At 36.6% G+C, this 22,352-nt stretch carries 17 protein-coding genes; 4 read left to right on the top strand and 13 right to left on the bottom strand.

The window, feature by feature from the left end:
* Window positions 1-18: 18 nt before the first annotated feature.
* The 5 genes from EK386_RS17550 to EK386_RS17530 all read right to left on the bottom strand — a co-directional run bounded on the left by EK386_RS17550 (window position 19) and on the right by EK386_RS17530 (window position 5,323).
* On the bottom strand, window positions 19-1,098 hold the full coding sequence (locus tag EK386_RS17550; RefSeq protein ID WP_126660480.1) for a sulfate ABC transporter substrate-binding protein: 1,080 nt from the start codon (window positions 1,096-1,098) through the stop codon (window positions 19-21).
* Between the two features lie 348 nt (window positions 1,099-1,446).
* Complete coding sequence (locus EK386_RS17545) at window positions 1,447-2,517, bottom strand: sulfate/molybdate ABC transporter ATP-binding protein (protein ID WP_126660479.1); 1,071 nt, start codon at window positions 2,515-2,517, stop codon at window positions 1,447-1,449.
* 11 nt (window positions 2,518-2,528) lie between these two features.
* Window positions 2,529-3,407: a sulfate ABC transporter permease subunit CysW gene (gene cysW, locus EK386_RS17540; RefSeq protein ID WP_126660478.1), complete on the bottom strand. Its 879-nt coding sequence runs from the start codon at window positions 3,405-3,407 to the stop codon at window positions 2,529-2,531.
* 15 nt (window positions 3,408-3,422) lie between these two features.
* The gene (cysT, locus tag EK386_RS17535) at window positions 3,423-4,259 is read right to left on the bottom strand and encodes a sulfate ABC transporter permease subunit CysT (RefSeq protein WP_126660477.1); all 837 of its coding nucleotides are present in this window, start codon (window positions 4,257-4,259) and stop codon (window positions 3,423-3,425) included.
* 50 nt (window positions 4,260-4,309) lie between these two features.
* Window positions 4,310-5,323, bottom strand: coding sequence for a sulfate ABC transporter substrate-binding protein (locus EK386_RS17530; RefSeq protein WP_126660476.1), 1,014 nt, complete (start codon window positions 5,321-5,323; stop codon window positions 4,310-4,312).
* A gap of 425 nt (window positions 5,324-5,748) precedes the next feature.
* On the opposite strand from EK386_RS17530, the gene EK386_RS17525 reads away from it, so the two are divergent.
* The 3 genes from EK386_RS17525 to cysC all read left to right on the top strand — a co-directional run bounded on the left by EK386_RS17525 (window position 5,749) and on the right by cysC (window position 8,274).
* The gene (locus EK386_RS17525; RefSeq protein ID WP_126660475.1) at window positions 5,749-6,450 is read left to right on the top strand and encodes a phosphoadenylyl-sulfate reductase; all 702 of its coding nucleotides are present in this window, start codon (window positions 5,749-5,751) and stop codon (window positions 6,448-6,450) included.
* Between the two features lie 73 nt (window positions 6,451-6,523).
* Window positions 6,524-7,663, top strand: coding sequence for a sulfate adenylyltransferase (sat, locus tag EK386_RS17520; protein ID WP_126660474.1), 1,140 nt, complete (start codon window positions 6,524-6,526; stop codon window positions 7,661-7,663).
* A gap of 17 nt (window positions 7,664-7,680) precedes the next feature.
* A complete protein-coding gene (gene cysC, locus EK386_RS17515) occupies window positions 7,681-8,274 on the top strand; it encodes an adenylyl-sulfate kinase (protein ID WP_126660473.1) in 594 nt (197 codons plus the stop codon).
* Window positions 8,275-9,282: 1,008 nt separating this feature from the next.
* Here cysC and EK386_RS17510 read toward each other — a convergent pair.
* Window positions 9,283-9,795 (bottom strand): LytR/AlgR family response regulator transcription factor, encoded by a 513-nt coding sequence (locus EK386_RS17510; RefSeq protein WP_126660472.1) that lies wholly within the window; start codon window positions 9,793-9,795, stop codon window positions 9,283-9,285.
* A 537-nt stretch (window positions 9,796-10,332) separates the two neighbouring features.
* Here EK386_RS17510 and EK386_RS20265 point away from each other — a divergent pair.
* Window positions 10,333-10,491, top strand: a complete 159-nt coding sequence (locus EK386_RS20265; protein ID WP_158674466.1) for a hypothetical protein — start codon at window positions 10,333-10,335, stop codon at window positions 10,489-10,491.
* A gap of 142 nt (window positions 10,492-10,633) precedes the next feature.
* Here the strand turns inward: EK386_RS20265 and sufB are convergent, their stop codons facing one another.
* The 7 genes from sufB to gltB all read right to left on the bottom strand — a co-directional run bounded on the left by sufB (window position 10,634) and on the right by gltB (window position 22,234).
* Window positions 10,634-12,031 carry a Fe-S cluster assembly protein SufB gene (sufB, locus tag EK386_RS17505; RefSeq protein WP_126660471.1) on the bottom strand — a complete coding sequence of 466 codons (1,398 nt, stop codon included), beginning with the start codon at window positions 12,029-12,031 and terminating at the stop codon, window positions 10,634-10,636.
* A 22-nt stretch (window positions 12,032-12,053) separates the two neighbouring features.
* Window positions 12,054-12,491 (bottom strand): Fe-S cluster assembly sulfur transfer protein SufU, encoded by a 438-nt coding sequence (sufU, locus tag EK386_RS17500; protein ID WP_126660470.1) that lies wholly within the window; start codon window positions 12,489-12,491, stop codon window positions 12,054-12,056.
* Window positions 12,481-13,704: a cysteine desulfurase gene (locus EK386_RS17495; RefSeq protein WP_126660469.1), complete on the bottom strand. Its 1,224-nt coding sequence runs from the start codon at window positions 13,702-13,704 to the stop codon at window positions 12,481-12,483. Before EK386_RS17495 ends, sufU begins: the two co-directional genes overlap by 11 nt.
* Complete coding sequence (sufD, locus tag EK386_RS17490) at window positions 13,704-15,011, bottom strand: Fe-S cluster assembly protein SufD (RefSeq protein ID WP_126660468.1); 1,308 nt, start codon at window positions 15,009-15,011, stop codon at window positions 13,704-13,706. The genes EK386_RS17495 and sufD overlap by 1 nt, the downstream gene beginning before the upstream one ends.
* A gap of 18 nt (window positions 15,012-15,029) precedes the next feature.
* Window positions 15,030-15,806 carry a Fe-S cluster assembly ATPase SufC gene (gene sufC / locus EK386_RS17485; protein WP_126660467.1) on the bottom strand — a complete coding sequence of 259 codons (777 nt, stop codon included), beginning with the start codon at window positions 15,804-15,806 and terminating at the stop codon, window positions 15,030-15,032.
* A 414-nt stretch (window positions 15,807-16,220) separates the two neighbouring features.
* Window positions 16,221-17,699 (bottom strand): glutamate synthase subunit beta, encoded by a 1,479-nt coding sequence (locus tag EK386_RS17480; protein ID WP_126660466.1) that lies wholly within the window; start codon window positions 17,697-17,699, stop codon window positions 16,221-16,223.
* 11 nt (window positions 17,700-17,710) lie between these two features.
* Window positions 17,711-22,234: a glutamate synthase large subunit gene (gene gltB / locus EK386_RS17475; protein ID WP_126660465.1), complete on the bottom strand. Its 4,524-nt coding sequence runs from the start codon at window positions 22,232-22,234 to the stop codon at window positions 17,711-17,713.
* Between the last annotated feature and the right edge of the window lie 118 nt (window positions 22,235-22,352).

Genomic DNA, 22,352 nt, shown 5'->3' with positions numbered 1-22,352 from the left:
TTGTTTATTTTGAAAAATTTATTGATAAATCTCGTCAAACACACCACCATCAACAAAATGTGTTTTTTGTGCTTCTTGCCAACCACCAAACTCATCAATTGTAATTAAGTCGAGTGTTTGGAACTGATCTTTGTATTTCTCTAGAATTGCTTCATTACGCGGGCGATAGTAATTTTTCGCAGCAATTTCTTGACCTTCTTCCGTATATAAGTATTGTAAGTAAGCCTCTGCCACTTCCCGAGTCCCTTTTTTATCTACAACCTTGTCAACTACTGCAACTGGTGGTTCTGCTAAAATACTTAATGATGGCGTTACAATTTCAAATTCATCTTTACCTAATTCATTTAATGAAAGATACGCTTCGTTTTCCCAAGCAATTAATACATCCCCAATTTCACGTTCAACAAATGTTGTCGTAGAACCACGTGCACCAGAATCTAATACTTCAACATTTTTATATAAATCTTTAATAAATTGCTTTACTTTTTCTTCATCACCATTGAATTTTTTATCAGCATAGCCCCAGGCAGCTAAGTAATTCCAACGTGCACCACCACTTGTTTTAGGGTTTGGTGTAATGACAGAAACATCTTCTTTTGTTAAGTCATCCCAATCTTTAATTCCTTTTGGATTGCCTTTACGAACTAGAAATACAATAGTTGATGTGTAAGGTGACGAGTTACTTTCAAATTCCGTTTGCCAATCTTCGTTTAATAATTGACGAGATAATGCAATTTCATCAATATCGTAAGCTAATGCTAGCGTAACAACGTCTGCTTCTAAACCATCAATTACTGCACGGCCTTGCTTACCAGAACCACCATGGGATTGCTGGAATGTTACTTCCTGACCACTTTCTTCTTTCCAATGAGCAGCAAAGGCTTCGTTAAATTCCACATATAGTTCACGAGTTGGGTCATAAGAAACGTTCAATAATTCAATCGAATCTTTTTTTATTGTTGTTTCTTTTGAAGCTTCACTTGACGTTTCTACAGTTTGCTCACTATCCTTTTCATTGTCCTCTCCACCGCAAGCTGCTAATACAAGCAGTAATACAGCAATTAAAAATGGGAATAATAATTTCGTAGATTTCTTCATTTTTCTTCTCTCCTTTTAATTTTATTTAACTCATTAACTTACTAGGTTTTAAGTTAAAAAATTACAACCCAGTAAGTACATTTTTGAGTATTTTTATATAAAAAATGCTCAGTTAACAATACATTAATGTTTGTCAGCTGAGCCTCTGGATGTCCAGTAAGCAGAAACTATTTTTTGATTACATTTAGATACAGAAAAGGCCGCTATTTCAACTGAATGAAATAGCGACCTTTAGTTTGTCTAATCAGTCGTGTAACTCAAAATCTAATTCCTATTATGTTTATAGGTTTAATATATCATATACATTTGAGATGTCAATAATTTCTAAAAAATTTTTATTCGACTACATTAAATTGAAAAATCCTCGGGTATAAACACTCTTAATTGTTTTGGGCGGATATAGACTACATCCCCTTTTTTGATCCCTAACTCATTGAAATGTTCTTTTGTTACTTCAGCTTCTAAATATTCATCAATGTCATCACGTTTTAATTCAATTTGAACAACTGGACCTAACAGATGAATATGTACAATCGTCGCTGCAACGGTCTCATTGTTTGATTGTACTTTTTCAATATGAATATCATGAGGTCGAACATACCCCACTGCTTCTTCATGGGAATCTAAATAAGTTGGTACATCAATTTCAAATTGGCCTTGTGTTAATTTCCCATTATGCAATCGACCTTTAAATAAATTCACATTGCCTAGGAAGTCATAGACAAACGGACTTTTCGGATTTTCGTATACCTCATCCGGTGTGCCAATTTGTTCGATTTTCCCATTATTCATGACAATAATACGATTCGCTACATCCAGTGCTTCCTCTTGGTCGTGAGTTACGAAAATACTTGTGACATGAAACTCATTATGCAATTTGCGTAGCCAACGACGTAACTCTTTTCGCACCTTTGCATCTAACGCGCCAAACGGTTCATCTAATAACAACACTTTTGGCTCTACTGCAAGGGCACGTGCTAAAGCAACCCGTTGACGTTGCCCTCCTGAAAGCTGTGAGGGATAGCGATCTGCTAAGTTATCTAATTTTACAAGTGCTAATAAATCATTCACTTTTTTCGCAATTTCTTCTTTTGATGGACGCTCTTTTCTAGGACGTACTTTTAAACCATAGGCCACATTATCAAAAACTGTCATGTGACGAAATAAAGCATAATGTTGGAATACAAAGCCTATTTTCCGCTCTTTTGGACTAACATTTGTAATATTTTGACCGTCAAACAAAATGGCACCTTCATCCAATCCTTCTAAACCAGCTAATATGCGTAAAAGGGTAGTTTTACCTGAACCAGATGGACCTAAAAGTGCAATTAATTCACCTGATTCAATATCAATTGAAATATCACTTAACGCTTGAAATGAACCAAAATTTTTTGAAACATTTTGTACTTGAATACTCATATATTTACCCCCTACACTTCTTTTGCTTTCCACTCAATAATATTTTTAATGACAATGGTGATGATCGCTAAAATTGACATTAAGGACGCTACTGCAAAGGCCGCTGTAAATTGATATTCGTTATATAAAATTTCGATATGCAACGGCATTGTATTTGTTAAGCCTCGAATATGTCCCGAAACTACGGATACCGCACCAAACTCTCCAATTGTCCGCGCATTACATAAAATAATTCCGTACAATAAACCCCATTTTATATTTGGTAGTGTGACTAACCAAAACGTCTTAAAACCACTTGCCCCTAATGACATAGACGCTTCCTCTTCTGTTACTCCTTGCATTTGCATTAATGGAATCAATTCACGAGCTACAAATGGGAATGTAACAAAGATGGTTGCTAGAATAATACCAGGCAATGCAAAGACAATTCGAATATCGTGTTGGTAAAGCCACTCTCCAAACAATCCTTGTGCACCGAATAATAAAATAAAAATTAAACCGGCGATTACAGGTGAAACCGCAAAAGGTAAATCAATTAGTGTAATTAATAAATTTCTTCCCTTAAAATTAAACTTTGTTATGACCCACGCTGCAGCAACACCAAATATCGTATTTAATGGCACTACGATTAATACTACGGTAAGTGTTAGTTTTATTGCCGCCAAAGCATCTGGATGAGTAATAGACGCTACATATGTCGCCCAGCCCTTTTCTAAAGCTGTTACAAAGATTGTGATCAGCGGTAAAATTAAAAATAAAGCAAGAAATAAAAGAGAAATCGTTATTAAAGACCACTTTACAATGGCGGATTCCTGCAAAGCATAAGACTTTATAGCTTTGCGATTAATAATTGGAGAGGCATCCTGTTGGACCTCTATTGATTTCGTCATATAAGCTTAACCTCCTTAATACTGATTAAATTTTCGATTTGTGTACCATTGAATGATGTTAATAATAAAGAGGAACAGGAATGAGGCGACTAACATGACTGTAGCAATGGCAGTAGCTCCAACATAATCGTATTGTTCCAATTTCGTCATAATAATTAATGGTGTAATCTCTGTCTTCATTGGTATATTCCCTGCAATAAAAACGATGGAACCATATTCGCCAAGGGAACGAGCAAAGGCCAAAGAAAAACCTGTAATCATCGCAGGTAATAATTCTGGAAAAATAACCTTTAAAAATGTTTGTACACGATTTGCCCCAAGACTCGCGGATGCTTCCTCCACTTCACTACTTAAATTTTGTAAAACGGGTTGCACTGTTCGTACGACAAATGGCAAACCGATAAATGTTAGTGCAATAATAATTCCTAGTGGTGAATAAGCAATTTTAAAATCAAAAAATTGACCGATCCAACCATTTGGTGAATACAGTGTTGCTAAAGCGATACCAGCTACTGCAGTTGGTAAAGCAAAGGGTAGATCCACAATACCATCGACAAGCTTTTTGCCAGGAAAGTCATAGCGAATTAATACCCATGCGATAATCGTTCCAAAAACTACATTAATAATCCCTGCTGCCAGTGCTGTACCGAGCGTTAGTTTATAAGAAGCAACTGCACGTGGATGTGTAATGGTTTCGTAAAACTCGCTCCAACTCATTGACAGTGTATTGAAAAAGATCATTGATAATGGTAGCAACACAATAATGCTTAAATAAATCATCGTATACCCAAGTGTTAATGAAAAACCAGGTATGATTGTTTTTTTCTTACGTTTCTTTAGTGTTAATTCCATAGGTACCTCCCTAACAAAATCAATCGAATTACAAGGATGGAGACAACTAGCTATTGGTAGATTTCATCAAAAGTCCCACCATCTGCAAAGTGAACTTTTTGTGCTTCTTGCCAACCACCAAAATCCTCAATCGTCACTAGCTCTAAATTTTCGAATTGATCTTTATATTTTTCTAACACTGCTTCATTACGTGGTCGGTAGTAGTTTTTCGCAGCAATTTCTTGACCTTCTTCTGAATATAAGTAGTTTAAGAAACCTTCTGCCACCTCACGTGTACCTTTTTTATCAACAATTTTGTCAACAACTGCAACAGGTGGTTCTGCTAAAATACTTAAAGAAGGCGTAATAATTTCAAATTCCCCTTTATCACTTTCATGTTTTAAGGATAGATACGCCTCATTCTCCCAAGCAATTAACACATCCCCCATCTCACGTTCAATAAATGTTGTCGTTGATCCACGTGCACCAGAATCCAATACTTCCACATTTCCATATAACTCTTTTATAAATTGTTTAATTTTTGTTTCATCCCCATTAAATTGCTTATCCGCAAAGCCCCACGCAGCTAAGTAATTCCAGCGTGCTCCTCCACTTGTTTTAGGATTTGGTGTAATCACTGATACATTTTTTTTGATTAAATCGTCCCAATCTTGAATATCTTTTGGATTTCCTTTACGCACTAGAAATACGATCGTTGAAGTATAGGGCGATGAGTTATAATCCAACTCTGTTTGCCAATCTTCGTTTAATAATTGACGTGAACGTACAAGCTCATCGATGTCATATGCTAATGCAAGCGTTACAATGTCAGCTTCTAAACCATCGATCACTGCACGACCTTGTTTACCTGATCCACCGTGTGATTGTTGAAAGGCTACATCTTGCCCCGTTTCTTCTTTCCAATAAGTCGCAAACGCTTCATTAAATTCTTGATAAAATTCACGTGTAGGGTCATAAGAAACATTCAAAAATGCTACCTTTGAAGATCCATCACCACAAGCAGCTAAAACCATTAACAGTACAGAGATTAAAATTGTAAAAATTACTTTTTTACTGTTATTCATTTTGTAAAACACCCCTTAAAAAATAAAGGGTTACATGCTCCTCCCTTAAAAGAGAAAAGCCTGTAACCTTCAGTTTGTCTGATCAGTTAGATATGTAGTTTTTGTTATTGCTATAGTAAAACCATTTCTTAAAAACACATTAAACAAATATATCCTATTAGTCAACAAGGAATTAAAATAATTTCACGTTTTTTTAAAAAATTCAAACTCTTTCCTATATTAGAAAAACAGGTCCAAATAATAGTTGACTATTTCTAGTAATATAGTATACTTTAAATACGAATTAAGGAAATTAAGCTAGTTCTTATGATTTTATCCAAATTAAATAGTTAAATGCTGACTAGACAACTAGAGGCGTTTTAATGCACACGGTTTTCTTTCTGTATGGCATTAAAGCGCCTTTTTCTTATAAAAGGGGGAAATTTATGCTTACTTACGGCACATGGAATGATTCATTAGTCGATTTTGAAGTAGACGACACATATAAAGGTGCGCTCAATGTTTTAAAATGGGCTTACGATCATTACGGAGAAGATGTAGTTTATGCATGTAGTTTTGGTATTGAAGGGATTGTGCTAATTGATTTAATTGCAAAAGTAAAACCAGATGCCAAAATTGTCTTTCTAGATACAGACGTTCATTTTAAAGAAACTTATGAAACAATTGAACGTGTAAAAGCAAACTATCCTACATTAAATATCGAGATGAAAAAACCTGCACTTACTTTAGAAGAGCAAGCTGCACAATTTGGTGATGAGTTATGGAAAACCAATCCAAATAAATGCTGTGACATTCGTAAATTAGTACCGTTAAAAGAAACACTTACTGGAGCAAAAGCATGGATTTCCGGATTGCGCCGAGATCAATCAGAAACTAGAAAAAATACAAACTTCATTAACCAGGATAATAAATTCCAATCTGTAAAAATTTGTCCTCTTATTCATTGGACATGGAAAGATGTGTGGCGCTACGTTAGTAAACACAATTTAGCGTATAACCCACTACACGACACAGGTTATCCAAGCATTGGCTGTTCACACTGTACAAAGCCAGCCTTTACGATGGAAGATTTACGTTCCGGTAGATGGTCCGGTTCAAACAAAACAGAGTGTGGATTACACGAATAAGAAAAGCGAAAGCGGCTCGCCCAATCTCGCTTCGACGATACATTAACAACACAACTTAGGAGGAAATTAAACAATGAGTATTCAACCACATGGAGGCAAACTAGTTTATTCTTATGAGCCGAATGCATCTTTAGAAAATATCGAAAAGGAAATTCAATTAGATGCCATCGCACTAAGCGATCTTGAACTAATTGGGATCGGTGCGTATAGCCCAATCGAAGGCTTTTTATCAAAAGAAGATTACGAAAATGTTGTAGAAAAAATGCGCCTAGCTTCAGGGATCGTTTGGAGTATTCCAATTGCACTACCTGTTTATGACGATGTAGCAGCTACTTTAAAAGTAGGAGAAAAAGCAAAATTAGTTTTCAATGGAGAAGTTTATGGCTTAATCGAAATTAGTGATATTTATTCACCAGATAAAAATGTTGAAGCTTTATTAGTTTACGGTACTGATGATTTAAACCACCCAGGTGTGAAAAAATTATTTGATCGTCCAGATACGTATGTAGGTGGAAAAACAACATTAATTAAAAAAGCAACAAAGCAATTCCCTTCTTATAGTTTTGAACCAAAAGAAACACGCGCTATTTTTGAAGAAAAAGGATGGAGCACAATTGTTGGCTTCCAAACACGTAATCCAGTTCACCGTGCCCATGAATATATTCAAAAAATCGCATTAGAAATTGTGGATGGTCTTTTCTTAAACCCACTTGTTGGTGAAACAAAATCAGACGATATTTCAGCTCCGATTCGTATGGAAAGCTATGAAGTATTACTTGATCAATACTATCCAAAAGAACGTGTTCAATTAGGTGTTTTCCTAGCTGCTATGCGTTATGCAGGTCCAAGAGAAGCAATCTTCCACGCACTTGTTCGTAAAAACTACGGTTGTACACACTTCATCGTAGGTCGTGACCACGCAGGTGTTGGCGATTACTATGGTACGTATGATGCTCAAAAGATTTTCGAACAATTTGCGCCTGAAGAAATTGGTATTACACCATTAAAATTTGAACATAGTTTCTATTGCACTGCTTGTGAAGGCATGGCAACTACAAAAACTTGTCCACACGATGCTTCATCACGCATTATTTTATCAGGGACAAAAGTACGTGAAATGTTACGAAACGGAGAAATCCCGCCAAGCACATTTAGCCGTAAAGAAGTAATCGAAGTGTTAATTAAAGGTTTACGTCAAGAAGTTCATTCATAATAAAGAGGTGTAGAATTTTGAGTACAAATATCGTTTGGCATGAGGCTTCAATTAGTAAAGCAGAAAGAAGAGAAAAAAATAAACATCACAGTTTTATTCTTTGGTTCACAGGTTTATCAGCATCAGGTAAATCATCCATCGCGAATGCAGTTGCACAAAAATTATTCGAGCAAGGGAATCAATCGTTCGTTTTAGATGGAGACAATATCCGTCATGGTTTAAATAAAAACTTAGGCTTTGATGAAGAGTCACGTAAAGAAAACATCCGCCGTATTGGTGAAGTTTCTAAGCTTTTCGTGGAAAGTGGCCAAATCGTTTTAACAGCATTCATTTCTCCATACAAAGAAGATCGCAATGTTGTTCGTGCACTTGTGGAAGAAGGCGAATTTGTTGAAGTCTATGTACAATGTTCCGTAGAAGAATGTGAACGCAGAGACCCGAAAGGACTTTATAATAAAGCGCGTAATGGTGAAATTCCAAACTTTACAGGAATCAGTGCACCTTACGAAGCTCCAGATAATCCGGAGCTGGTTGTCGATAGCGAGAACTTCTCCGTAGAAGAGTGTACGGAACAAATTATTAAGTTCTTAACTGAAAAGAACTATATTTAAAACTTAGAAAAAGCTACTACATTTGTTGTATGACAAAGGTAGTAGCTTTTTAAATTGACTCACTTAGTAAGAATACATGGCTAAATAATTAATAGTAAAAAAAGGAATGGTACATGTGATGGACATCTTTAAAAGATTCGATAAACTTCTTTAACATATCCTAACACCACCTTCTTTTGCTATTACTATTACAATGCTCATTTTTATTGAAATGATACATTTTTTATTTAGATATTTTTAATAACTGAGCTTCATTTAAATGGTGGGAAAACTATTGAATGAAGTGGGCTTCATATACTTGATGAAGGACAATATCACGGGAAAATTCGATTAAAGTGGGCTTCATAACTCCGATGAACACTTTTTCCATTAAAAAAATTCCTTAAAGCGGGCTTCATACACCCGATGAACACCTTTTCTATTGAAAAAACTCCTTAAAAGAGGCTTCATACACTCGATGAACACCTTTTCTATTGAAAAAACTCCTTAAAAGAGGCTTCATAACCTCGATGAACACCTTTTCTATTGAAAAAATTCCTTAAAGCGGGCTTCATACACCCGATGAACACCTTTTCTATTGAAAAAACTCCTTAAAAGAGGCTTCATACACTCGATGAACACCTTTTCTATTGAAAAAACTCCTTAAAAGAGGCTTCATAACCTCGATGAACATCTTTTCTATTGAAAAAACTGCTTAAAGAGGGCTTCATAACCCCGATGAACACCTTTAAATCTAAAGTTCAGAAAAACCAAAAAATCGAGTGCAAATACAATGGATTTTTTTGATTCTATTATATTTATTGTGGTTTTCATACAATTTACGAAAAAGAAGTAGCACAACATCATCTATTTACTTAACTTGAGTACGAGAAACAATTAGTAAAGGTGAGTTGTACTATATGAACCACAATTATAAGAAACAAATATTCCATCTTTTATAAAACGTATTCCAACTCAAAAAAACTGGCAGGTACCATTTTTCAATGCCGTTCCTATGATGTTTGACTATTAGTGCAAAAACTCTTCCATTTTATCTGTAGCCCATTTAATTTGAACTTCTTTATTGCTAAAGAAAATTTTAAAAAGTCCAAGCAGTTCAATTCTCACACCATCTTCATCGACAATTCTAGATTTATGCTCTATTTTTCGCAATACTCTTTGTATCACTTCATCTATATCTTCTTGAGTCGATGATTTTAAAAGATAGTGAATTGCTTTTAGTTTAAATTCATCATCCGCGTACTGACGATAATCGGAAACATTTACGATTTCTAAATTTGGGCATTTATTTAAGAGCTTAAACCCGAGTTCGATTCCATTTGTTCCTGACTTCTCAATATCTAGGAAAACTACATCTGGCTTTAATATTAAAATTTCATTTATTACTATTGTCGGTTTACAAAACTCGGCAATCACTTGAGTTAAGCCTGTATTCTCTAACTGCATTTTCAAGAAACTTGACGCTAATTTTTCATCGCCTATAATAACTACTTTGAGCACTTGTAAGAATACCCCTTTCATTTTTATACCTTATTCACAACCAACCATAAATTTCATCCAAATTTGATTTTTCATCGCAAGATTATTGAATAAATAATAGGTTCCCCATTGTTATATGACTTAACAGGCGTGATTTTAATTGTTTTTGGATTAATTACTTCGACTTTAACTTCAACTTTTCGTCCATGTTTCATCTGATAACACCCATTTATATGTGGAACAGGTTTTAATCCTATGAAAATCATTGAAAACTATGACAAGTGTTATAAATTCTGCCTACACCATACCAGCCCACCATATTTTTAAAAATCTACTAATTAGAACTACTCTTACTACTCTTATCAAATTGTTAATTATTTTTGGAGGCATTATGGAAAATCTATAAAACCCCATTTTTTACAAAAAGCAACTTTTTTCTATTCCTACTCCAAAATTCCTAGTAAACTAAAATGAGAATACTTTACTAATGTTAGTTTAATTGAAAATGGTTTGTGGGGATGGTTAAATTTTACACCTTTAGGTAAAGTTTCCTTAACCTTGGTAAAGGAGGACAAAAATTTGAAGAAGATACTTAAAATCATGGTTGCTGTTTTCATCATTTCCTTTGTTCTCTTCAATCGGGAAGTTCGCGCAGAAAATCTTCAAATTAAACAGGGGGTGCTTGATCTTCAAGAGCAGCCACTTAATGATCAAGTTCTAAAGCTTGAGGGGGAATAGGAGTTTTATTGGGGAGAGTTATTGACGCCTCGGGATTTTAGTGGACAAACCACAAATACGAAAGATTAGATTCAAGCGCTTGCCGTTTGCGAAAAAATACGACTAAATCATAATTCGATTTAGTCGTACTTTGGTTTATTTATTATCCAATACTGCCTTCCATCTCGAACTTAATCAGACGGTTCATTTCTACGGCATATTCCATTGGTAATTCTTTTGTGAATGGTTCAATGAAGCCCATTACGATCATTTCTGTTGCTTCTTGCTCAGAAATACCACGGCTCATTAAGTAGAATAATTGCTCTTCTGATACTTTCGAAACTTTTGCTTCGTGCTCTAAAGATACATTGTCATTTAAAATTTCATTGTATGGAATTGTATCCGATGTTGATTGGTTATCTAAAATTAACGTATCACATTCAATGTTTGAACGTGCGCCCGTTGCTTTTTTACCAAAACGAACGATCCCACGGTACGTTACTTTCCCACCTTGTTTTGAGATGGATTTTGAAACGATTGTAGAAGATGTGTTTGGTGCTAAGTGAATCATTTTTGCACCAGCATCTTGGTGTTGACCTTTACCTGCAATAGCAATTGAAAGTGTTAACCCACGTGCACCTTCACCTTTAAGAATACATGCTGGGTATTTCATCGTTAATTTCGAACCAATGTTACCGTCAATCCATTCCATTGTTCCGTTTTCTTCAACAACTGTACGTTTTGTAACTAGGTTATAAACGTTATTTGCCCAGTTTTGAATTGTTGTATAACGGCAATACGCATCTTTCTTAACGATAATTTCAACTACTGCAGAGTGAAGTGAGTTTGTTGTATATACAGGTGCTGTACATCCTTCAACATAGTGAACGTGTGCGCCTTCATCAACAATAATTAACGTACGTTCAAATTGACCCATGTTTTCTGAGTTAATTCGGAAGTATGCTTGTAATGGTGTTTCTACTTTTACACCAGGTGGTACATAGATGAATGATCCACCAGACCAAACAGCTGAGTTTAATGCAGCAAATTTGTTATCTGATGAAGGGATTACTGTACCCCAGTATTTTTTGAAAATGTCTTCGTTTTCGCGAAGTGCTGAATCTGTATCTTTAAAGACAATTCCTAAATCTTCAAGGTCTTTCTTCATGTTGTGGTATACCACTTCTGATTCGTATTGTGCAGAAACCCCTGCTAAATACTTTTGTTCTGCTTCTGGAATACCTAATTTATCAAATGTTGCTTTGATTTCATCTGGTACTTCATCCCAAGATTTTTGCGTCGCTTCTGATGGTTTTACGTAGTACGTAATTTCATCGAAGTTTAAAGCAGAAAGGTCGCCACCCCATTGTGGCATTGGTTTTGAGTAGAAGATTTCTAATGATTTTAAACGATAGTCTAACATCCACTCAGGTTCATTTTTCATATTTGAAATTTCACGAACGATTTCTTCAGTTAATCCACGTTTTGAACGGAAAACTGATACGTCCTTATCATGGAAGCCGTATTTGTAATCGCCGATATCTGGCATTTGTTTTGCCATTTTTATTTCCTCCGTTCAAAGCTTATTTTGACTCGTTTTGTACGCCCTTTTCCATTGCTTTCCACGCTAACGTTGCACATTTAATACGGGCTGGGAATTTTGAAACACCTTGTAGTGCTTCAACATCTCCTAAGTCATATTTATCTGTATACTCTTCTCCTAGCATCATTTTCGAAAAAATATCCGCTAGTTCAAGTGCTTCTTCTAATTTTCTTCCTTTAATCACTTCAGTCATCATAGACGCAGAAGACATTGAAATGGAACAACCTTCACCGTCAAATTTCGCATCTTCCACAATACCATCATTCAGTTTTAATGTTAAATGGATACGGTCACCACAAGTTGGGTTATTCATATCGATTGTTACACTATTTTCATCTAAAGAACCTTTGTTACGAGGTTTTTTATAATGATCCATAATGACTGAGCGATAAAGTTGATCAAGGTTATTAGTAGACATCGTTAAAATACTCCTTCGCTTGGCGCAATCCTTTTACAAGCGCGTCAATATCTTCTTTTGAATTGTACATATAGAAGCTTGCACGCGCTGTTGCAGAAACTTTTAGCCATTTCATAAGCGGTTGAGCACAATGATGACCTGCACGAATTGCAATACCATTCATATCGAGTACTGTCGCTAAATCATGTGGGTGTACATCATCTAAATTAAATGTCACTAATCCACAACGTTTCATCGGATCTCGTGGACCATAAATTGTCAGTCCTTCGATTTTTTCCATTTCATTCATCGCATACTCGACAAGTTGATGTTCGTGTTCCGCGATTTTATCTAACCCAATTTCAGTTAAATAATCAACCGCAGCACCTAAACCTATAGCACCTGCAATATTCGGTGTACCACCTTCGAATTTCCATGGTAGCTCTTTCCAAGTAGAATCGTATAGGTCTACAAAGTCAATCATTTCGCCACCGAATTCAATTGGCTCCATGTTTAGTAAATGCGCTTTTTTACCATATAGTACACCAATACCAGTTGGACCGCACATCTTATGACCAGAAAAACCTAAGAAATCTACATCTAAATCTTGCACATCAATTCGCATATGAGGAGCCGCTTGAGCAGCATCCACGACAATGATTGCGCCATGTTCATGGGCAATTTGTGCAATTTCTTTAATTGGATTAATTGTTCCTAGTACGTTCGAAGTCATCGTGATTGCAACAATTTTCGTTTTATCTGTAATCGTTGCACGCACTGTGTCCAATGTAATTGTGCCGTCTTCTTCTAAGTCAAAATATTTTAAGACAGCACCTTTTTCTTTTGCAAGTTGTTGCCAAGGGATTAAGTTTGAGTGATGTTCCATGTAGGAAATTACAATTTCATCGCCTTCTTGAACATTTTGTCGACCGTATCCTGAAGCAACTGTATTGATTGAAGTTGTCGTACCACGTGTATAAATAATTTCTTCTGTTGAAGTTGCATTAATAAATTTACGGATTTTTTCTCGTGCACCTTCGTATGAATCAGTTGCACGATTACCGAGAGTATGTACTCCACGGTGTACGTTTGAATTATCAAGATCGTAATATTTTCGAATAACATCTAATACTTGTTTTGGTTTTTGAGATGTTGCCGCACTATCAAGGTAAACGAGCGGATGCCCGTTTACTTCTTGATCTAGTATTGGAAACTGTTTTCGAATTTCATTCATTAGCGAACTTTCCCTTCGATAACCTTTGTTAATTGCTCTTTTACACTTTCAATTGGAAGGCTATTAACAACTGGTGCAAGGAAACCATGAATAACTAAACGTTCCGCTTCTGCTTTTGAAATACCGCGGCTCATTAAATAATAAAGTTGAATTGGATCTACTCGACCTACTGAAGCTGCGTGTCCAGCCATTACATCATCTTCATCAATTAAAAGCATTGGGTTCGCATCTCCACGTGCATTTTCAGATAGCATTAATACACGGGATTCTTGTTCTGCGTTAGATTTTGTTGCACCATGCTCAATTTTCCCAATACCATTGAAAATTGTTTGAGCCGCATCTTTCATTACACCATGTTTTAAGATGAAGCCTTCAGAGTTTTTACCCCAATGACGGATTTCTGTAGTGAAGTTTTGTTTTTGTTGCCCACGACCAACAACAACTGATTTTGTATTAGCAAGTGAACCGTCACCAACTAAATGTGTAATACTTTCAGAAATTGTATCTGAATCGTTCATTAAACCAAGAGCCCAATCAACTTTTGCATCACGTTTAAGATGACCACGACGGTTTACATACGTTGTAAAACCTTTTGCAAGAACATCTACAGCACCAAATGTTACTTGTGCATTGTCAAAAGCAATGACTTCTTCGATTAAATTTGCTTGTCCCTTTGACTCTTCAATTGTTGATACATACGTTTCAACATACGTAACTGCAGAATTGCTGTCAGCTACAACAAGGACATGGTTAAATAATGATGCTTCTTCATTATCATTAACAAATACCACTTGTAATGGTTTTTCAACAACTACATTTTTAGGTACGTATACGAATACTCCACCATTTACTAATGCTGCATGGTAAGCTGTTAATTTATGTTCATCAACCTTAACCGCTTCTGTCATAAAGTATTTTTGAACTAAATCTCCATGCTCGCGAACAGCCGTTAAAATATCCGTAAAGATCACACCTTGTGATGCTAACTCTTCTGAAATTTTAAGGAATGCTGGTGTATTATTACGTTGAATATATAGGTTTTCTTGACCTTCAATATCAATAATTTCTTTGATCTCTGTTGGAAGTTCCTGTAATGAATTAAATGGTGTACTTTCAACAGTGTGAACTGGAAACTCAATAAAGTTCCATTTTGTAATATTTGTTTTATCTGGCTTTGGCATTGGTAATTCAGCCGCTTTTTCAATTGCAGTAGCACGTAAGTCAGCAAACCAAGTTGGTTCATTGTTGCTTTGTGAGAACGAGCTTACTTCTTGAGCTGATAACGCCAATTTTGTTTCAACCGTCATCTTTTTCGTCCTCCTAAATTATGCTTGTTCTACTGATTCGTCTTCGATACCAAGTTCTTGTTTAATCCAGTCATAACCTTCAGCCTCTAAACGTTGTGCTAATTCCGGGCCACCAGATTTCACTACTTTACCTTGCATCATTACGTGTACATGGTCTGGCGTGATGTAGTTTAATAAACGTTGGTAGTGAGTGATTGCGATACAGCCGAAACCTTCGCCGCGCATTTCATTAATGCCTTTTGCCACTACTTTTAATGCATCGATATCTAAACCAGAGTCAATTTCATCAAGGATAGCAAATGTAGGTTTGATCATCATTAATTGAAGAATTTCGTTACGTTTCTTTTCCCCACCTGAAAATCCTTCGTTTAAATAACGTTGTGCCATATCTTGGTCCATTTCAAGGAAGTCCATTGTTTTATCTAATTCACGGATGAATTTCATTAATGAGATTTCATTACCTTCTTCACGACGAGCGTTAATTGCTGAACGGATGAAGTCTGCATTTGTTACACCAGAAATTTCTGATGGATATTGCATTGCTAGGAAAAGACCTGCTTTTGCACGCTCATCTACTTCCATTTCAAGTACGTTTTCTCCATCGATTTCAATTGTACCTTGAGTAACTTCATATTTTGGATGACCCATGATTGCAGATGCTAACGTTGATTTACCAGTACCGTTAGGACCCATGATTGCATGGACTTCATTTGTATTAATAGTAAGATTTAAACCTTTTAAAATCTCCTTATCATCAATTGATACGTGAAGATCTTTAATAACCAAAGTTGACATTATATTACCTCCGTAATTACGCATTGAATGGGTTTTCCATTCCTAATTTATTATCATTCTAATCTTAACCGAAAACATCCAAGCATGCAAAACATTTATTCGACAAACAATATTTTTCAGTAGAATCCGTTAAAATAAAGGTGTTTTCTTTAATTAATCTATAGTGCAGAAAAATAATGAGACAAAAATAGAACATAATTCATTTTCAATAATCTAATTCTAATTGAGAATTCATTTCACTATCAAAACGTTGGAAACCTCACACTTTACGTATTCTAGCCTTTTATTTAGTTTGCGGCTTTCAATAAACATCCTATACATAAAGGGTAAAATTATATTTGTAAAATAAATTCCCTTAAAAATCAAATAAAAACGATTTTCAAGCTGACTAACTCAACTTGAAAATCGCTGTATTTATGGCTTTAAAATTACAGATAAATAGTCATGCACACTCGCCGCTACTGCTCGCCCTTCTTTGATTGCCCAAACAACTAAGCTTTGGCCACGACGCGCATCACCCGCTGCAAACACACCAGGTACATTCGTTTCAAAATCTTTAATCGATGCCTGGATTCGATTATTGGAAATCGTAATACCAAAGTTTTCTGGCAATGATTTTTCGACTCCTTCAAATCCAATCGCTACAAATACTACCTGAGCCGGCCATACTTTCTCCGTATTTGGCAACTCTTTAAAGTAGTGGAAACCATCGTCACCTAAAATTTTCTCCATTTGAATCGTATGCAATTCTTTAACGAACCCACGCTCATCTGCAACGATCTTTTTCGTTTGGATGCAATATTCACGTGGGTCTCTTCCAGTTAGTGCTGCCGCTTCCTCATATGCATAATCTAATTTATAGACATTTGGATCTTGTGGCCATGGTCGATCGTCTTCACGCACTTTTGGTAATTCAGGGTGTTTCCCAAATTGATAAACCGAGCGTGCATTTTGACGAATAGCCGTTGCAACACAGTCTGCACCAGTATCGCCTCCACCAATGACAATGACATCTTTCCCTGCGACATCTAGCGCTGTTCCATCTTCAAAATTCGAATTTAACAAGCTTTGTGTGACACCAGTTAAGTAATCCATCGCTAAGTGAATCCCTTTTGCTTCACTACCTTCTAAATGAAGTACGCGTTGTTTTTGTGCACCAATACATAAAATAACGGCATCATATTGCGCTTGTAATTGTTCTTTCGTAATATCTTTCCCAATTTCCGTATTGACGATAAAATCAATACCTTCTTGACGCAGTAAATTTACACGACGGTCAATAACATTTTTCTCAAGTTTCATATTCGGGATACCATACATTAATAATCCACCTAGTCGATTCGCACGTTCATATACCGTGACACTATGGCCTAATTGATTTAACTGATCAGCCGCTGCTAACCCCGCCGGACCTGATCCAACAATCGCAACTTTTTTCCCTGTACGATGTTGTGGAATTTTTGGAACGATCCAATTGTTTTCAAATCCTTTATCAATAATAGACCGTTCGATGGATTTAATGGCAACAGATGGCTCGTTAATTCCTAAAGTACAAGAACCTTCACAAGGTGCTGGACAAACACGACCTGTAAATTCCGGAAAGTTATTTGTTAAATGCAATCGATCGAGCGCCTCTTTCCATTGTCCTTTATAAACTAAATCGTTCCATTCTGGGATGACATTTTGAATTGGACATCCAGCTGCTGCACCACGAATCTCTATCCCCATATGACAAAATGGTGTACCACAATCCATACAACGTGCACCTTGTGTTTTTAAAGATTCATCCGATAGCCTCGTTGCATATTCATTCCAGTTAGTAATACGCTTCTCCGGAGGCATTTCTTTCGTTTTTTCTCTTTTATATTCCATAAATCCTGTTGGTTTTCCCATTGTATTCCCTCCTATCTTTTAGAAATCGCTAGCTCTTTTCCGCCCGTTGCATCCACAAAGGCTTGCATCGCTGCATCTTGCTCTTCTAATCCTTGATATTTATGATGATTAATCTTTTCTAGCATCGCTTTATAATCTGTTGGTACTACCTTTACAAACTTCGGTACAAATTGTTGCCATTTTGCTAAAACGTCTAAAGCAATCGAACTTTCTGTATGCTCTAAATGTTGAATGATCATTTGACGAACTTCTTCCAATTCATTTTTGTCTTCTAAACGTTCAAATTGAATCATTTCCATATTGCATTTTTCTTTAAATGCCTCTTCATCTGTTGGTAAGACATAAGCAATCCCACCACTCATACCAGCAGCGAAGTTTTTACCAACATCACCTAAAATGACAACACGCCCGCCAGTCATATATTCACAACCATGATCGCCAATGCCTTCAACTACAACATTTGCCCCACTGTTACGTACGGCAAAACGTTCGCCTGCACGACCATTAATAAATGCTGTACCACTTGTTGCTCCATATAAACATACATTACCTGCGATGACGTTTTTCTCTTGTTCCCCTTTAATTGGCGCAATGGCTACTAATTTACCACCAGATAAGCCTTTACCAAAGTAGTCATTTACATCACCCACACATGAAAGTGACATACCTCGAGGAACAAAGGCACCGAAGCTTTGTCCTGCATGCCCAGTAAATTTAATTCGAATTGTATTATTTTTCAGACCCTTTTCACCGTACTTTTTCGAAATCTCACTTCCGACAATTGTACCGACAACACGATCTGTATTTTTAATGTCAAACTCAAGTTCAATCGGTTCATTCTCTTCAATACTTCTTTGTACTTTTGGCAAAATGAAGCGACTATCAAATGTTTCCTCAATGCGCAAATCTTGATTCGTCTGTTTTGTTCGTGCCCCTTGTACTTGATAAAGTAGTGCAGATAAATCAACTTGGCTAGCCTTCCAATGAGCTTTTGCACGCTCACTTATTTCAAGAATATCTGTACGACCGACCATTTCTTCAACAGTACGGAAGCCTAATTTCGCCATGTATTCACGCATTTCTTGAGCTATAAATCGCATGAAGTTCACGATATGATCTGCATTCCCCATGAATTTTGCACGAAGCTCCGGATTTTGTGTTGCTACCCCTACTGGACATGTATCTAAATGACAAGCACGCATCATGACACAACCAAGAACGATTAATGGCGCAGTGGCAAAACCAAACTCTTCTGCCCCAAGTAATGCTGCCATCACCACATCTTTACCTGTCATTAACTTCCCGTCTGTTTCTAATGTTACTCGTTCACGAAGGCCATTTAACATTAACGTTTGATGTGCTTCTGCTAAACCAAGTTCCCAGGGTAGTCCAGTATGTTTTATTGAAGTTTTTGGCGATGCGCCTGTTCCTCCATCATAGCCAGAGATGACAATAACATCTGCTCCACCTTTCGCTACACCTGCAGCAATTGTTCCTACACCTGCTTTAGCAACGAGTTTGACAGAGATACGAGCATGACGATTTGCATTTTTTAAGTCATAAATCAATTCTGCTAAATCTTCTATTGAATAGATATCATGATGTGGCGGTGGTGAAATAAGTCCAACACCTGGCGTTGAACCACGCACTTCTGCTACCCATGGATAGACTTTATTACCAGGTAATTGACCACCCTCACCAGGTTTAGCGCCTTGAGCCATCTTAATCTGTAACTCTTGTGCATTCACTAAATAGTGTGACTTTACACCAAAGCGTCCTGATGCAATTTGTTTAATGGCACTGTTTCGGTTATCCCCATTCGCATCAATTTTGTAACGCCCTGCATGTTCGCCCCCTTCACCAGAGTTAGAACGTGCACCTAAACGATTCATGGCAATTGCTAATGTTTCATGGGCTTCTTTTGAAATTGAACCAAAGGACATTGCCCCTGTTTTAAATCGTTTCACAATGGATTCTACAGATTCTACTTCCTCTACTGGAATTGATTTAGTAGTTTTGAATTCAAATAGATTACGTAAAAAGCCGATGCGTTCTTCGTTTGCCATTTCTGCATACATACGGTAAATTCCGAAATCATTTTTTCTTGTAGCCGTTTGTAACGTATGAATTGTTTTCGGGTTAAAGGCATGATGTTCGCCATTTGCACGCCATTGATATTCACTGCCAGATTCTAAAATTTCAGAATTTGATGCCACTGCTTGTGCATGACGACGCTTCGTTTCCTCACCAATTGTTTCTAAATCAATGCCATCAATTTGTGAAGCAGTACCTGTGAAATATTGATTAATTACTTCCTTACTAATGCCCACCGCTTCAAAAACTTGCGCACCACGGTAAGATTGAACCGTTGAAATGCCCATTTTAGACATCACCTTTACGACACCTTCAGCAATCCCTTTACGATATTTTTCAACAGCATCTTGGTAGCTAAGGGTAATATGTCCAGCCTGAATCGCCTCTTCAATGGACGCGTACGCTAAATAAGGAGTAATCGCATCTGCACCAAATCCAATTAATGCAGCAAAATGATGTACTTCTCGTGTTTCACCACTGTTCACTAGTAAACTTACTTGTGTACGTTTTCCTGTACGCACTAAATATTGATGTAAGCTACTTACCGCAAGTAGAATTGGAATTGTCGGTGTTGTAAGATCTTGAAGTTCATCTGACAATACTAGTAAAGAAACGCCTTTTTCGATTGCTGCATCTGCTTCTTTAAATAGACGCTCTAGCTCCAGCTCCAATGGTTTTTTGAATTCTAATGTTAAAATTGCATGTTGGAAGTGTTGTTGATGTATTTCTACAATTCGATTTAACTCATTGTTTGTAAGAACTGGCGTTTCTAAATAGATACGTCTAGCATTCTCTGCATTCGGATGAAGTAGATTTCCTTCCGCTCCTAATAGTGTCATTGTTGACGTAACAATGTGTTCACGGATCGAATCAATTGGTGGGTTTGTTACTTGTGCAAATAATTGCTTAAAGTAATTAAAAAGGGATTGCGGTTGATCAGACAATACTGCTAATGGCGTGTCGTTCCCCATCGAACCAATCGGATCTTTTCCACTACTCGCAATTGGAACGATATACTTCTGGATATCTTCAAACGTAAATCCATACATTTTTTGTCGACGTGTAAGTTGATCCAATGCTTTTGGTTGCTCTTCTTTCTTTTCTAAAGTGAGCATATTGTCTTTAAGCCACTGTGCATATGGTTCTTCTTTGGCCATCGTACTTTTTAGCTCTTCATCTGAAATAATTTTTCCTTCTTCTAAGTCAATTAAGAGCATACGACCTGGACTTAAACGTTCTTTATAGAGAACATTTTCTTCTTCCATATCTACAACACCCACTTCTGACGAAAAGACAATCATATCGTCTTTCGTTACATAATAGCGAGCTGGTCGTAATCCATTACGGTCTAATATCGAACCAATTTGTTTACCGTCTGTGAAACAAACTGCTGTTGGGCCATCCCATGGCTCCATTAAATTCGCATGGTAGGTATAAAAGGCTTTTTTCTCTTCTGAAATATGAGGATTTTCTGTCCACGGCTCTGGAATTAACATCATCGCCGTATGTGCTGGTGTACGTCCTGCTAATACGAAAAATTCGAAAGCATTATCAAGCATAGATGAATCAGATCCCGTATTATCGATTATTGGCATCAATTTCTCTAAATCATCACCAAATGCTTGCGATACGAATCGTTGTTCACGAGCCGTCATCCAATTGATATTTCCGCGTAGTGTGTTAATTTCACCATTGTGAACAATATAACGATTTGGATGCGCGCGTTCCCAGCTTGGGAAAGTATTTGTAGAGTAACGTGAGTGTACAATTGCAAATGCGGAGATGAAACTCGGATCCTGTAAGTCGATATAGAATTCATTTACTTCTTCTGGTGTAAGCAATCCTTTAAAGACCATTTTTTGACTCGACATACTTGGACAGTAGAATTTTAAATCTTGCTTGTTCGCCCAAATTTCTGCTTGTTTACGAATTAAATATAATTTCCGTTCAAATGCTAATGTGTCATGAATATTCTCACCTTTTTGAATAAACACTTGGCGTACTACTGGAGCTGTTGATTTGGCAATATCACTTAAGTTTTCTTTAAACGTAGGAGCTGTTCTCCAACCGATTAGTTTTTGACCTTCTTGTTCGATCAGTTCATTAATTTTTTGTTCAATCGCTTCTCTAGCACCTAGATCTTCTGTAAAAAATAATTGCCCTACACCATAATCCCCTTTTTGAGGTAATGGCAATTCTGGACAGTTTAATTTATAAAATGCATCAGGAATTTGCACCATTAACCCTGCGCCATCTCCAGTTTTGCCATCAGCTCCACGTCCAGCGCGGTGATCTAAGCGACATAACAATTCTAGACCCTTTACAACAATATCATGTGAAGCGCGTCCTTTTATATTTGCATAAAAACCAATTCCACAAGCATCGTGTTCAAATGTTGGTGAATACAAACCTTGTGCTGCTGGTAGTTGATGAAAAGTCATTTAATTTCCCCCCAAAACTTCCTTTAATATCTTATTTACATTTTAAGGTTTATGAAATAATATTAACAATATATAGATTGGATGGAATTAATCTAGATTTTAGATAAGAGGGGTGGAA

The organism is Lysinibacillus antri (assembly GCF_003977595.1).
GTDB classification, from domain to species: domain Bacteria; phylum Bacillota; class Bacilli; order Bacillales_A; family Planococcaceae; genus Ureibacillus; species Ureibacillus antri.
The sequence above is the reverse complement of the archived record's forward strand: the minus strand, read 5'-3'. Positions and strand labels throughout refer to the sequence as shown.